General features: G+C 70.7%; 10 protein-coding genes and 1 tRNA gene. 1 reads left to right on the forward strand and 10 read right to left on the reverse strand.

The window, feature by feature from the left end; all coding sequences use genetic code 11:
* Positions 1 to 64 precede the first annotated feature (64 nt).
* The 3 genes from VT85_RS04490 to VT85_RS04500 all read right to left on the reverse strand — a co-directional run bounded on the left by VT85_RS04490 (position 65) and on the right by VT85_RS04500 (position 2,603).
* Positions 65 to 1,303, reverse strand: a complete 1,239-nt coding sequence (locus tag VT85_RS04490; protein WP_197491085.1) for an ABC transporter permease — start codon at positions 1,301 to 1,303, stop codon at positions 65 to 67.
* A gap of 268 nt (positions 1,304 to 1,571) precedes the next feature.
* Positions 1,572 to 2,429, reverse strand: coding sequence for a uroporphyrinogen-III synthase (locus VT85_RS04495; protein ID WP_068411120.1), 858 nt, complete (start codon positions 2,427 to 2,429; stop codon positions 1,572 to 1,574).
* A 99-nt stretch (positions 2,430 to 2,528) separates the two neighbouring features.
* A tRNA-Pro gene (locus tag VT85_RS04500) sits at positions 2,529 to 2,603 on the reverse strand.
* Positions 2,604 to 2,728: 125 nt separating this feature from the next.
* On the opposite strand from VT85_RS04500, the gene pyrF reads away from it, so the two are divergent.
* On the forward strand, positions 2,729 to 3,649 hold the full coding sequence (pyrF, locus tag VT85_RS04505; protein WP_255376999.1) for an orotidine-5'-phosphate decarboxylase: 921 nt from the start codon (positions 2,729 to 2,731) through the stop codon (positions 3,647 to 3,649).
* 9 nt (positions 3,650 to 3,658) lie between these two features.
* Here the strand turns inward: pyrF and VT85_RS04510 are convergent, their stop codons facing one another.
* The 7 genes from VT85_RS04510 to VT85_RS04540 all read right to left on the reverse strand — a co-directional run bounded on the left by VT85_RS04510 (position 3,659) and on the right by VT85_RS04540 (position 13,820).
* Positions 3,659 to 3,913, reverse strand: coding sequence for a hypothetical protein (locus VT85_RS04510; protein WP_197491087.1), 255 nt, complete (start codon positions 3,911 to 3,913; stop codon positions 3,659 to 3,661).
* A 93-nt stretch (positions 3,914 to 4,006) separates the two neighbouring features.
* Entirely contained in the window at positions 4,007 to 8,857 is a 4,851-nt protein-coding gene (locus VT85_RS04515) for a Calx-beta domain-containing protein (RefSeq protein ID WP_197491088.1), read from the reverse strand.
* A 324-nt stretch (positions 8,858 to 9,181) separates the two neighbouring features.
* Positions 9,182 to 10,357, reverse strand: coding sequence for a DUF420 domain-containing protein (locus VT85_RS04520; protein ID WP_068411131.1), 1,176 nt, complete (start codon positions 10,355 to 10,357; stop codon positions 9,182 to 9,184).
* A 126-nt stretch (positions 10,358 to 10,483) separates the two neighbouring features.
* Entirely contained in the window at positions 10,484 to 10,897 is a 414-nt protein-coding gene (locus VT85_RS04525; protein WP_068411136.1) for a cytochrome C oxidase subunit IV family protein, read from the reverse strand.
* Between the two features lie 41 nt (positions 10,898 to 10,938).
* Positions 10,939 to 11,877 (reverse strand): heme-copper oxidase subunit III, encoded by a 939-nt coding sequence (locus tag VT85_RS04530; RefSeq protein ID WP_082858360.1) that lies wholly within the window; start codon positions 11,875 to 11,877, stop codon positions 10,939 to 10,941.
* Positions 11,878 to 11,901: 24 nt separating this feature from the next.
* Positions 11,902 to 12,834: a heme o synthase gene (gene cyoE, locus VT85_RS04535; RefSeq protein ID WP_068411141.1), complete on the reverse strand. Its 933-nt coding sequence runs from the start codon at positions 12,832 to 12,834 to the stop codon at positions 11,902 to 11,904.
* The gene (locus VT85_RS04540) at positions 12,831 to 13,820 is read right to left on the reverse strand and encodes a COX15/CtaA family protein (RefSeq protein WP_068411143.1); all 990 of its coding nucleotides are present in this window, start codon (positions 13,818 to 13,820) and stop codon (positions 12,831 to 12,833) included. The genes cyoE and VT85_RS04540 overlap by 4 nt, the downstream gene beginning before the upstream one ends.
* Between the last annotated feature and the right edge of the window lie 31 nt (positions 13,821 to 13,851).

Below are 13,851 nucleotides of genomic sequence, written 5' to 3' on the forward strand. Positions count from 1 at the left end.
GGCAGGGGCTCCGAAAAGGGTCGGTTCGTCGCGTGGGGCGACGGCGTCCACGCGCGGGGCGTCGTCAGGCGTCGCTGCGTCGGATCGCGTCCATCGGGGTCATCCGGGACGCCCTCCACGCGGGATAGAGGCCCGACAGCGTGGCGATCGCGAGCGCGCCGGCCAGGCCGACGGTGATCAGTCTCGGGCTCATTTCCAGGGTGAAGCCGTCGAGAAAACGGTTGACGGCGAGCACTCCGAGCGTCGCCAGCCCCGTGCCGAGGAGCCCGGAAAGCAGGCCCAGCAGCGAGCTTTCGGCCGTCACGAGGGCCAGCACGTTGCGCCGGGTCCACCCGTTGGTCCGCATCACGCCGAACTCGACGTAGCGTTCCGACGTGCTCATCAGCATCGTGTTGGCGATCCCCACGCCGCCGACGAGCACGGCCAGGGCGACCGCGAGGAGCAGGAGCAGGTCGAGCCGCCCCATGATCGCACCCACGGAGATGTTGAACTGCGAGATCCGCTGCACCCGAAGTCCGGGGGCCGCCTGCGCGATCCGCTCGGCCAGGGCGTCCCGCTCGGTGGTCTCCTCCAACTCGACGTTGTAGGTCGACACGACGTCGGGGCCCAGGTTGAGCAGCTTGCGGGCCGTATGGATGTCCATGACGATCGTCGAGTCGATCAGCAGCGAGCCGGTGTTGAAGAGGCCGACGATCGTGAAATCCTGGCCGCCGATCCGCATCGTCTGGCCGACCTTCCGGGCCGAGCCGTCGGCGTCAGGGTGCTCGCGGGCGATCCGGGAGCTGATCAGGATGTTCGGCCGGCCGACGTCCGACTCGTCGAGCATTCGGCCTCCGCCCTTCGAGGCGGGCAGCAGCGACTGGCGGATCGTCACGTTCTTGAGCCTGGCGTGCGCGGGGATATCCTGGCCTTGGATGGTGGTCAGGCTGATGCCGCCGAGCCCCTGGTCCTGCGGTTTCGTCATCGCACGGAGAGCGGCCCCGGCCAGCCCCCCGCCGCCCTGGCCGTCGATCGGCGGGGCCAGCTTCCAGACCTCCGCCGCGATCGCGCGCACGCCGGAAATCTGGCGCAGCACGTCTCCGGTCCCGGGGGGGAGGTCGCTGAACACCGGGGCCGGGGCGTTCGCGCTCATGACCATCAGGTTGTCCATGCCCGCGAGCGTATCGCCCATCAGGTGACGGATGCCGCCGGAGAGGCTGAAGAGCGCGAGGAAGGCCAGCACCGGGATCGTCAGCCCGAGCACCGCCAGGGCGGTTCGCGAAGGGCGGGTGACCAGGTTCATCCAGGCGAAAGACCACATCATCAACCCCTTCGATCGCTGCGGATCCGGCGCGGGCGCAAACGGCCGGTGGAAGTCGATCGCCAGGTCGGCGACCCCAACCGTGACAGGCCCTCCTCGGGCCGAGGCGACGCGTTCAAGTCGTGGTCGCCTCGTCGTTCCGCCCCGGAGCCGGACGTCATCGTCTCGCGGCTTGTTTGATGATTCGATTATAGGGCGGCCGACGACGGCGGGGGAGGGTGCGGAGGATCTCCGGCGTACGTCGTCGCAAGCGACCGGCGAGATCCTATCATCAGGATGAGCCGGAAGACGCCTTGCCGATCCCACGCCAGGCCGCGGCGACCGCGGCGACGAGGTGGCCGGATTTGGGGTGCTCGGGCTCGACGTCGACCGGCAGGCCGTGGGCGCGGAGCGCGGCGGAGGTCGTCGGGCCGACCGAGCCGACCACCACGCTACGGGAGAACGCCTCGCGGAGGGCGTCCTCGATCCCCTCGGCCCTGGCGAGTTCGACGACGTGCTCGACCTGCTGAGCGGCCGTGAAGAGCGCGGAGCCGATCCGTCCCGAGGCCAGTTCGGCCAGGGCCGAGCGGAGCGGCGCGACGTCCTCGGGCATGGCCCAGCGATAGACCGGGACGCGAGTCACCGTCGCCCCGCGCCCCGCCAGTCCCTCGGTCAATTCGGGGACCGGCTTGCCGTACTCCTGGACCGCGACCCGCAGGCCGGCGACGGGTCGTCGCTCGTCGAGCAGGGCGAGCGTCTCGCGCCAGGTGTTGGGCGCCGGGACCTGCATGTCGATCGAGGCGCCCAGTTCCCGGAGCGCCGTCGACGGCTTCGGCCCGCGAGCGACCACGGTCGTCCGACGAAGGGCTGCAACGAGATCCTCTCGCGAGAACCGAGGGGCGACCGCTTCGACCAGGTAGCGGACGCCCACGCCGGTCTCGAAGATGACGAGGTCGAACGCCCCGGCGGCCAGCCCTTCGACGAATTCGAGGGCGGCCGGGTTGTCTTCCAGGGGAATCTCGCGAAGCGCCGGGGCGGGAATCGGGACGCCGCCGTGACGAGTCACCAGGTCGGCCAGGCTGCCCGCCATCCGGGCCTCGAAGATCGCCACGCGAAGGCCGTCGAGGCCCTTGGGATGGGTGCTGCTCATGCGACGAGTGGCTCCGTTCGGGGCGGTCGGGCACAAACGACCGAAACCCGGGGCGGACCGCTTATGGCAAGTCCGTCCCGGGTTTCGTGTTTCGTTCAGTCGGGGCGAGGGGATTTGAACCCCTGACCTCTAGCACCCCAAGCTAGCGCGCTAGCCAAGCTGCGCTACGCCCCGATTGTCGTTTTGGAAAACAGCTTTGGTCGCCCTCGGCATGTGTTCGCTCGACGGGTTTTATTGTAGGGTATTAGGAGATTCTGTCAATCGTGGAGGGGGGAAGACGCGTGGAATTCGGCGATCGAGTGGTGCAAGCCGTGCGGCGCAAAGGGAATCCGGTGATCGTGGGGATCGACCCGAGGCCCGAGGAGCTCCCCCCGGGGTTCCTGGAGCGGTTCCCGGGCACGCGTTCCGGCGTGGCGGACGCCCTCCGGGAGTTTGGTTGCGAGGTGGTCGACGTCGTCGCTCCGCTCGTCCCGCTCATCAAGTTCCAGTCGGCCTTCTATGAGGCGTACGGCCCGGAAGGGGTCGCGGCTCTGCACGCGACCGTGGAGCACGCCCGGAAGCGGGACGTCCTGGTGATCTTCGACGGCAAGCGCAACGACATCGGCTCGACGGCCGAGGCGTACGCGCGGGCCTATCTCGGCAAGACGCCCGTCGGCGAGGCCTTCGAAACCTCCTGGGACGTCGACGCGATGACGATCAACCCCTACCTGGGCAGCGACGGGATCGACCCGTTCGTGAAGATCGCCGCTCGCGAGCACAAGGGGGTCTTCGTCCTGGTCCGCACGAGCAACGCCTCGGCCCGGGAGTTCCAGGACCTGGTCTGCGACGGTCGGCCCGTCTATCGTCACGTCGCCGATCGGCTCAAGCAGTGGGGGAAGGGGAGGCAAGGCGCGGAGGGATACAACCTCGTCGGCGCCGTCGTCGGCGCGACCTACCCCGCGGAACTCGCCGAGCTGCGCGAGGAGCTTCCGGGCGTGCTGTTCCTGGTCCCCGGCTACGGCGCCCAGGGGGGGACCTCGAAGGACATCGCGGCGGGTTTCGATCCGAACGGGCAGGGGGCGCTCGTCAACAATTCGCGGGGCGTGACCTTCGCCTACAACAAGCCCGCCTTCCGCGGCGAACCGGGGGCCGACTGGCGACGCGCCGTGGAGCGCGCCGTGCTCGAGATGGTCGACGACCTCGCGCAGAACACGCCGGCCGGACGGCTCCGGCCCGCCTGAGTCGGGCGTTCACATCTCCGGCAGGACGCCCAGCCGGACCGCACGACGCACCGCCAGCCCGCCGACGCTCAGGAGGCCGATGGGGACGCCGAGCATCACCAGGATGCTCCAGTTGAACCCATCGGCCAGCAGCGTTTCATTCCCCGGTTGCGCCGAGAGCGCCTCCTTGCAGTTCGGGCACGCCCGCGCCGGGGCCGGCTCCATCATCAGGAGGGTCGCGATCGCGACGACCCCGATTCCGAGTCCTCGGTGCATGGGTCGCAAGGGAACGCTCCAAACGGGTTTGGGGTCAAGGACGCTTCAGGAACCAATCTAGAGGCTTCGTCCGCCGTCGGCAAGGGACGACGGCGGCCCCCCTCATCGCGAACGTGCGGGTTGGCGAACCAGGCCGCCGACCCGGAAGCCGGGGCGGACCAGAGGGGCGGTGATCGGTCGAATGGGGCGGGGGAGGCTGACCGGCAGGCCCGCCGTGAGGAATGGCGGGCTCTTGAGTGCGACTCGGACGTCGCCGAACGCGCCAAGGCCCTCGACGGCGTCGATCCGGGTCACGCCGTCGCCGCCGGTTCGCGGTTTCGAGACGGTCCCCGAGAGCTGGGTCTTGCCAGGGACGACTCCCCGCAGCGACAGCAGCCGGGCTTCCCCGGCGGCCGAGCGGATCAGGTCGAGATAGCCGCCGTTCTTGACCTGGAGCGACACGGCGTCGCCGTTGGAGTCCGTGTATTTCAGCGAGGTGCCCCGGGCGAAGAGGCCCACGAAGTCGAAGCCCCCGCCGAGCGGGTTTCCGGCCACGTCGGTCAGGGCGGCGCCCCCCGCTCCTCGGACGACGACCGCGTAATTCCGCCCGAGGACCATCGGGGCCGCGGGGGTGAGATAGACGGTCCGCGTCGTCGGGTCGTAACCGGGACCCGCGTAGGCGATCGGCGAGTCGTCGCCGTCGCCGAAGACTCCGTTGGGGCCGAGGTCGTAGAGCGTGTACCCCGCGCCGTTCGTTGCGGAGTCGGGTCGGAGGGGCTCGCTGAAGCCGATCGCCAGGCCGCCGATCGACGAGGGATCGCCGAGCAGCGTGACGCGATCGACCGTGGGGGCGATCCGGTCCGGGTCGAGATCCCTGACGACGACCCGGGTCGTGGTCAGGTCGCCGACGACCGCCCCGCCGGTCGCATCCTCAAGGATGAGGCCGAAGGACGCGTCCCCCCGGTTGTGCGCGTAGGGGAGGACCGAGATCGGGATGGCCGCGGTGCTCTGGCCGGGCTGGAATGTGAGCACGCCGACGGCCGGCTGATAATCGACCCCGGGGACGGCGTCGCCGGGCGTCGTGCGGTAGCGGACGGTCACGGTCCCCCGGGCGCCGTCCGCACGCTCGACCGTGATCCAGGCCACGCCCGCGGTCTCGGGGACGGAGACCTCCGGCGCGGCGAATCGAAGCGTCCCGATCGGCTCGATGACCGAGACGGCGGCGCTCGATCGGGAGTCGTCGGGGTTGGATTCGAACTGATCGGCGGCGGCGAAGGCGGTCAACGTCGTCGTCCCCACGGCCTGGGTTTTGAGGACGAAGGCGATCGTCGCGTAAGCCCGCGGAGCGAGCGTGCCGACGAGGGCCGTGATCCGCCCCCCCGAGGCCCGGACCGTCCCCTGCGTGGTCGCCGACCCGACGAACGCCCCGCCGGCCTCGTAGGGGATGTCCAGCACGACGCCGGTGGCCGTGGTGAGGCTCGCGTTCCAGACCTCGGCCACCCAGGTCACGTCGCCCCCTCGCTCGACGTCCGGCCGAAGGGGTCGGAGGCGGACCGTCAGATCGACGGCGGGCGACACGGTGACCGCGTACCGGCCGACGTCGTTGACGCTCGACGGGTCGGGGAGGTCGCTGGTCGCGGCTCCCGAGAGGAGCAGGACGGCGCCCGCGGACGAGGTCGGCCGGACGGTGATCGTCACCGTGGCGGTCGAGTACCCGGCGAGGTCCCCGAACCAGACCGTGACGCTCCCGGATTGGAAGACGGGCGCGGAGCCCTGGCTGGCGACGGCCGAGACGAACGCGACCCCCTCCGGCAGGGTCGCCGAGAGCCGCACCCCGGTCGTCGCCGAGGCCGAGCGGTTCGCCGCCGTGAGAGTGTACTGAAACGTCGATCTCTCGTGGACCGCCGACGGCGGATCGACATAGACCGCCAGGTCGGCGGCCGGGAGGACGGTCAGCGAGGCGGTCGCCGCGTCGTCGGCCGAATTCACGTCGGCGTAGTCCCCCCCGACGGACGCGGCCAGGACGAGCGGGCCGACGGCCTTCGGGTCCGGGGTCAGGACGATCGTGACTTCGGCCGATTCGCCGACGCCGATCGCCCCCAGCCGGAACGTGAGCACGCCGGCGGCGAGCGTCGGCGGCGGTCCCGGAAATCGGGACCCGAGGCCGAGCTTCGCTCCGGCCGGGACGACGACCGCGAGCACCGCGCCGGGCTCGGTCGCCGGGCCCTGGTTGGAGACCCGGATTCGGAAGGTCGCGGCCTGCCCCTGGAGGATCGTGGGGGACGTCGGCTCGATCGTCAGGCCGAGGTTGACCGCCGGGCGGACGGTGGTCTCGCGCCAGGCGACGTTGTTGCCGAGGTCGCCGTCGTCGACGTCGCCGGTGACCCGGGCCGCGTTCGTCAGGACGACGCCAGGCGCGGCCGACGGCCGAACGACCAGCCGGATCGTGGCCGTGCCGCCGCTCGCCAGCGCATCGAGCCGGGCGGTGACGACGCCGTTTCCGAACGACGTCGTACCGCCGTCGAGATCGGCCGAGATGAAGTCCGCCTGCGCGGGGATCAGGTCCTGGACGACCAGCTTGCGCGCGGTGTCGGGGCCGTCGTTGGAGACGACGATGAAATAGGTCAGGTCGCGACCCTGGGCGGCGACGGCCGGTGCCTGCATCGACAGCTTCAGGTCGGTCCGGCCGAGGACGAGGGTCGTCAGGGTCGCCGAGGCGTTGAGGGGGACCGGGTCGAACGCGTCGCTCGCCAGGACGGCGTCGGCGGTGTAGACGCCCGAAGCGTCGGCGCGCAGCGAGATCGTCACGCTTGCCGAAGCTCCGGATGCGAGCGAGCCCAGATTCACCACCAGCCGACCGGCCTGGATCTTCCCATTCCCCTGCGGGCCCTTGGCCTCCACGAACGACGCCCCGGCACCGATCGGCAGGGTCAGGACCACGTTGGTCGCGGTCCCCGGCCCGGCGTTGGCCGCCGTCAGGACGTAGGTCAGCACGTCGCCGCGATGGGCCGAGGACGGCCCGCCGGCCAGCGCGAGCGAGAGGTCGGCGACGGCCGCGAGCCGGGCCGTCGCGACGGCCGACTCGTCCCCGGGGCGCGAGTCCAGTTCCGTCATCGTCGCCGACGCGGTGGCGACGAAGTCGCCGGCGAGGCCGATCGGGGGCTGCACGACGACCGTGAGGACGGCCGACGCCCCCGGGTCCAGGTCGCCGACCCGGAAGGCGAGCTGCGTCCCCGAGCCCGAGTCCGTCGCGATCGAGAGGCCCCCCTGGCTCGACTGGGCCGACAGGATCGTCGCGGTCCCGGGGAGTCGGCCGATCAGGTCGACGGAGTGGGCGACGAGATGGCCCCGGTTCGTCACGGTGGCCGTGAACGTGATCGGCGAGCCCTGCGGCGCCAGGGCCGGCGTGGCGAGCATCGTGACGTTCAGGTCGGCGTACGGCCGGATCAGCACGGACTGCGAGAACTCCGACGTGTTCCCCGCCACGTCCGTGGCCGTGGCCGAGAGGTAGCCTCCCGTCAGGGAGGCCGGGATGGGGAGCGCGAAGTTCGCCCGGCCGTCCCCGTCGGTCGTCAGCTGGGACTCGCCCAGGAACCGCTCCCCCTCCCCGAACCCCGAGCGGTCCACCTTCCGGCTCCAGAAGAACTGGATCGTGTATTTCCGCGAGGCCGCGCCCAGGAAAGAGCCGTCGGCCCTGGTCGTCAACCCGTCGGTGGAAGCGGCGGCCAGCAGCGGAGAGTTGATCCAGTCGTTGGGGCCGTCGGATTCGCCGGGGGTGTGGTTGGGGGTCGGACCGTTTCCGAAGTCGATACCAAGGCCCGAGTTGGCGAAGATCCGGTTCGACAGGATCGTGTCGAGCCTGACCAGGCCGATGAGCTGCACGCCCGCGCCGGTGGTCCCCTGGCCGTTGAAGGCGATCAGGTTCCCCGCGCCGTCGGATTTGCCGCCGACGGTCACGCCGCTCGATCGCAGCGTGACGCCGTTCTGCTGATTGCCGAGCGCCCGGGTCCCCGAGGCGTCGGAGCCGATCTGGTTCCCCTGGATCATCAGGCCGGAGGCGTCGCCCCCCGCCTGCACGCCACTGCCGGCGTTGGCGGAGATCTGGTTCCCTTCGCTCGGAGAAAGCCCGCCGATCTGGTTCCCGGGCGACCCGTCGACCAGGACGCCGTCTCGGGAATTCCCCAGCGGCTCCAGCCCGGCGGCCGTCAGCCCGACGACGTTCCCCAGAATGAGGTTGCCCACCGACCGCCCCGTCAGGGTGATCCCGTTCCCCTGATTGCCCGAGATCACGTTGTCGACGATCCGGCCGGACGTCGCCCCGACGAACGTCACGCCGTCTTGCCCGTTGCCCATCGCCGACGCACCCGAGGCGACGGTCCCGATCCGGTTGCCGAGGATCACGTTGCGCGCCGCGTCGCCCGCCTCGACGGCCGCGACCCGGACGCCGGCTCCCCGATTGCCGGAGATCAGGTTCCCCTGGCCCTCGGCCCCGCCGATCGTGTGGCCCGACGACCCCAGGATCAGCACCCCCACGCCGTTGCCCGAGGGCGTCTCGCCGTCCGGGAGGAGCCCGACGTAGGTCGCCTCGACGAAGTCCCCCCCGGCCCCCGTCAGGATGATTCCCGCCCCCGTGAAGCCGGTGACGGACAGGCCCGCGATCACGCTGCGGCCCCCCGAGACGATCAGGCCGTTCCACACGCCGGCGCCGGAGTTCGACCCGTCCAGCCGGATCAGCGGCGCACCCTGGTAGCCCGGCTGCGACCGCCCCTCGATCAGCACCGGACGGGTGATCGGCGCCAGCGGCGATTGCAGCTGGATCGTCCGCGGACCGTCGCCCGGGATGGCGAACAGGATCGTGGTCGGCGTCGGATCGACGTCCGCGTTCGCCCCCGCCAGCGCCCAGCGCAGCGAGCCCGGCCCGTCGTCGGCCGCGGTCTCCACCAGGAACGTCGCCGGCAGCACTCGACGCTCCACGCACTCCAGGCGCGGACGATCGCCCTTGCGACCGACGGCCCGTCCCGAACTTCGTCGAAGGCTCAGGGGGAAAAGCATGGATGTCGATTCAAAGGAGTTGGTCGGGACGGCGGCCCTGCTTCGGTCGGCGGTCGTCCCGACGCGAAGGCCGTACCCCGGTTCGACGCCGGCTGGCCCAGGACCTTAGGACCATGTTACGAAATGGGCGTCAAAAAGGTCGCTTCCGTCTCCGATGTTGCCGGGAATCATCAAGGATCGCATCCACTCCCGGAACCCCCTTGACGGCCGCTCGCGGGGCGGCATGCCGGCGGCGCGTTCATCCAGTCATGCGCTCGGGGAGCCCAGCTCGGCCAGCGGGAGTTGGTAGAGCATGAGGTAGATGACGACCCCGGTGATCGAGACGTAGAGCCAGATCGGGAAGGCGACCTGGGCGATCCGGGCGTGCCGGGCGTAATCCCCCTTGAGGGCCCGGATCACCGTGAGGGCCACGAGCGGGACGACGAAGAACGTCGCCAGGAGGGTGTGCGACAGCAGGATCGTCAGGTAGAGCCAGAGGATCCAGCCGTGGCCGGCGAACTTCGTCCCGCCGGCGAAGAAGTGGTAGACGAGGTAGCAGCTCAGGAAGACGGCCGAGGTCAACAGCGCCAGCGACATCGCCAGCAGGTGGCCCCGCGTCGCGGGGTTGCCGAACAGGGCCGACAGCCGGGCTCGCACCGTCGAGCCGCCCGGGGCCGTGGGCGAGGCCAGCGCCTCGGTCGCGGCCAGGCTCGCCGAGCCGGACGGCCGTCGGATGGCGACCCAGCCCGCGAGCAGGAGGACCGTGCAGAGGCCGTTGAGGGTCGCGTTGACGGCCGGGAGGGTGCGGATCCACCGGGGCGAGGCGAGCCGGCGGGCCTTCGCCACCAGATCCTCCAGCGCCTTCGGCTCGCGCGAATCGAACAGGCCGATGACCGTCCCCCGATCGACCAGCGCCAGGCGGTCGCTGTGGACGACGGCCTCGTCGCTCCCGTCGGCCGCCGGCGTGGGGTTGGTCATGGCCGTGAGGTGGAACTTCTCGTTGATCATCGCCAGGATCGGGTCGCGAGGGCCGGTCAGGAACCACCAGCGGTCGCGGTCCGCGCCGAACCGATCCGCGTAGTCGCGGAGGACCTCCGGCGTGTCGTACTCGGGGTCGACCGAAAGGCTGACGAGCTGCACGTCGGCCCCCGCAAGCCGGTCCTGCAGGCTCTTCATGATGCTCGTGATCCGGGGGCAGGAGAGCTGGCAGCGCGTGAAGACGAACGAGACCACCGCGACCCGATCCGCGAAGTCGGCGTCGGTCACCGCTTCACCCGACCGCTCGACGAGCGCGAACGACCCCAGCCGCGTCGAGGCCTCGCCGAGATCCTGGCCCGCCGGCCGGGCCGCGTCGGTGGCCCGAACCCAGGCCAGGCAGAGGCCCCCGGAGAGGACGATGGCGAGGACGACCGTCAGCACGCCGCGAGGATAGGCCGGTTGCACGTGTCACCACCTGTCGCCCGTCGGTCGCGGGGGTGACCCGAGTCGTGGGGCGATCGTCGAGGAGCAGAGGGAGGGAGGGGGCGGGACGTCCCGCCCGCAAGCGATGGAGGTCGGCGGATCTTGGTCTCAGGACGCGATCGGGGGCGTCGCCGAGGCCGACGCCGTGGCCGGTACGGGCTCGTCCAGCGGCTCGTGCTGCATGACGAAGTCCGGGAACAGCAGCGCGGTCAGGATCAGGGCCAGGACGCAGGCCGGGGCCAGCACCAGGAAGACCCACAGGCGCTCATACTTCAGGTGCATGAAGAACCAGCCCACCAGCGACGCCTTGGCCGCGGCCATCAAGACCAGCCCGAAGATCAGCGGGCCGGGGGCGTCCTTGAACACGCGGGCGTAGAAGTACTCCAGGATCGTCATCACCATCAGGCCGAACAGGACCTTCAGGTAGGGGTCGTGGGCCTCGGCCTCGGCGGCGGCCTCCGCCTGGGCGGGGGTCGCGGGGACGACCGGCGGCGTCGGCGTGGCGTCGATGGTCTCGGTCATGAATCGGTCCTCTGCGGCGCGCGGCCCGATGCGGGGCCAGGTCAGACGAGGTAGACGATCGTGAACAGCAGGATCCACACCACGTCCACGAAGTGCCAGTACAGGCCCGCGTACTCGATCGTCGCGAAGTTCCTCGCCGAATATCGCCCGGTAAGCGACGCCAGGAAGACCAGGGCGAGCGTGACCACCCCGGCCGCGACGTGCAGCCCGTGGAACCCGGTCACGGTGAAGAAGCACGAGGCGAAGAGGCTCACGCCCGGCCGGAAGTGCCCGGTCGGGCTGATCCCCGGCGGGTAGATCCGCCCTTCCAGAAGCTCGTGGTATTCGTAGACCTGGATCCCCAGGAAGAGGCTCCCCAGGGCCACGGTGGCCAGCAGGTAGAGCGAGCAGCGGACCTTCCGCCCGCGCTGGATCGCCGAGAGCGCCAGGACCATCGTGGCCGACGAGCAGATCAGGATGAAGGTGTTGACCGTCGTCAGGTCGATGCTCAGCGGGTTGGTCAGGGGATCATACGGCTTGGGCCAGCTCGACGTCTCGAGCGAGACGACCTTGGCCGTCGCCCCCAGCTTCGCGAGGTCGTCGGCGAGGGTGGTCGCCCCTTCCTCGAACAGCCCGTTGACGAGGCCGTGGGGGACGGCCGCCAGAATGTGGGCGACCTCCTCGTCCCCCTTGTGAGTCGCCGCGACGATCGCCGCCGAAACCTTGGCGGGATCGGCCCCGGGGGCTTCCAGGAGCACGCCCCGGGCCGACCCGAGCCGATCGAGGGGCGTGGTCGGCGCGAAGAGGTTGCTGTACGCCGTGGGAGGGCTCCCCGCTCGGCAGACGATGTACGTGCCGATCAGGCCCGTGAAGAACATGATCTCGGTCGCCAGGAACAGCCACACGGCGACCTTCCCCGGAGTCGCCGGCGCAGGAGTCGCGTCCGGGAGGGGATGGTGGTGGGCTTGCATTTCGTGGGTCGGGGCTTCCGCTTGGGCCATCGTGGAGGGAACCTCGGGTCGCGGTCAGGCGGGCAGGGGGTTGAGCACGAGCAGCAGCAGCACCGCCGGAAGGTACAAGATCGAAGCCCGGAGCAGCCGACGGGCGGTGACCTCGTTGACGTCGGCCCAGAACCGGAAGGACGCCGCCAGGTAGAACAGGCCGAAGCCCAGGGCGCCCAGGAAGTACCACGGCCCGGCCAGGCCCACGACGGTCGGCAGGAGTCCCGCCGGGACGAGCGCCAGCGCGTAGAGCGTCGCCTGCCGGCCGGTCATCACGCCCGCCGGGTCGACCTCGGGGAGCATCCGCATCCCGCCCCGGGCGTAGTCGTCGCGGTAGAGCCAGGCGATCGCCAGGAAGTGCGGGAACTGCCAGAGGAAGACGATCAGGAACAGGGTCCAGGCCTCGACGCTCAGGGTCCCGGTCGCCGCCGACCAGCCGATCACCGGCGGCAGCGCGCCCGGCACCGCCCCGATCGCCGTGTTGAGCGTCGTCACCGGCTTGAGAGGGGTGTAGACGAAGACGTAGAGCAGAAACGTCGCCAGGGCCACCCCGGCGGCCGTCGCGCCGGCGCCCAGCAGCAGGATCAGGGTCCCGCCGAGGCCGATCGCGACGCCGAAGACCGCCGCCTCGATCGGGGCGAGCCGCCCGGTCGGCAGCGCCCGCCGCCGCGTCCGCTTCATCAAGGCGTCGCGATCCCGCTCCAGGTACATGTTCAGGGCGCTCGCCCCCCCGGCCACCAGCGCCGAGCCGATCAGGGTGATCGCCAGCGTCGCCGGATGCGCGCTGCCGCGCGCGCCCAGCAGGAAGCCCACGCCCACCGTGATCAGCACCATCAGCACGATGCGGGGCTTGGTCAGCGAGATGTACGCCGACGTCCGGCTCTCGACCTCGTCCAGGGTGACGACGTCGGCGGCGGAGGCGGCGAGGGCGGATTCGCCCAGCGAGGCGGATTTCAAGCGACGACCTCCAAATCAGTCGGTTCGGACGTGGACGAGGAAGGGGACGAAGGGATCGAAGTGGCCGAGGTCGGCCCGAAATGGCGGAACGCCCGCAGCGTCGCGACGACCGACGCCGCCAGCAGCACCGCGCCGTTGGTCTGGTGGACGGTGCGCACCACCGCCTGGTAGAAGCCGACCACGCGGGGGGTGCCGTCGAACGGCCAGAGCGCGACGAACGACGCGACCCCCAGCAGGATCTGGACGCCCGCCAGGATCTCCTGCACCCGCGCGGCCGATCGCAGCGACGGCTTCGGCGGGTCCAGCCTCTTGGTCTTCACGTACAGATGGGCCGCGACCCCCAGGATCGCCGTGCCGACGATGCCGTGGAAGACGGCCGCACCCTGCCCGCTGAAGTGCCGCACCCAGGCCCCGAGGCCGATCTGGGCGGCGATCAGGAGCAGCGTGATCACGGCCAGCTTGCGGACCCCGCCGGCGTCGGGGGTGGGCTTCGCGTCGCTCAGCCAGTCGCGGCCGGTGAACGTCGCCAGCGCGACGGTCGTGGCGAAGAAGACCTGGCCCAGGCAGCCGTGGACCGCCGCCCAGGTCGTCGAGTTCTGCGTCACCCGGTAGCCCCCCAGGAGCCCCTGGACGATCACCATGACCAACGCCGCGAGCCCGAAAACCTTCATCCACCGCCGGGATTCGTGGAGGAAGAACCAGGCGCAAAGCGCGATCATCGCCACGCCTACCGCCGCGCCGTAGAGCCGGTGGCTGTGCTCGACCTGGACGCCGAAGGGGGCGTTCCAGAAGTCGTAGAGGAACATGTTCATGCCGAACGTCGTCGGCCAGTCGGGGACCGCCATGCCGACGCGGTAGGTCGTCACCGAGCCCCCCACGTACAGCAGGGGGAGCGTGAAGACCGCCGCCAGCACCGCCGCCCAGTGGGGGGCGCGGCGGTAGCCCGGCGATCGGTCGGCTGCCGGATTCGTATTGAGGTTCGTCATGGCGTCAGACTCGGGGCGACCTCGGGCGTCG

The sequence above is a fragment of the Planctomyces sp. SH-PL62 genome (assembly GCF_001610895.1).
Taxonomy (GTDB): Bacteria; Planctomycetota; Planctomycetia; order Isosphaerales; family Isosphaeraceae; genus Paludisphaera.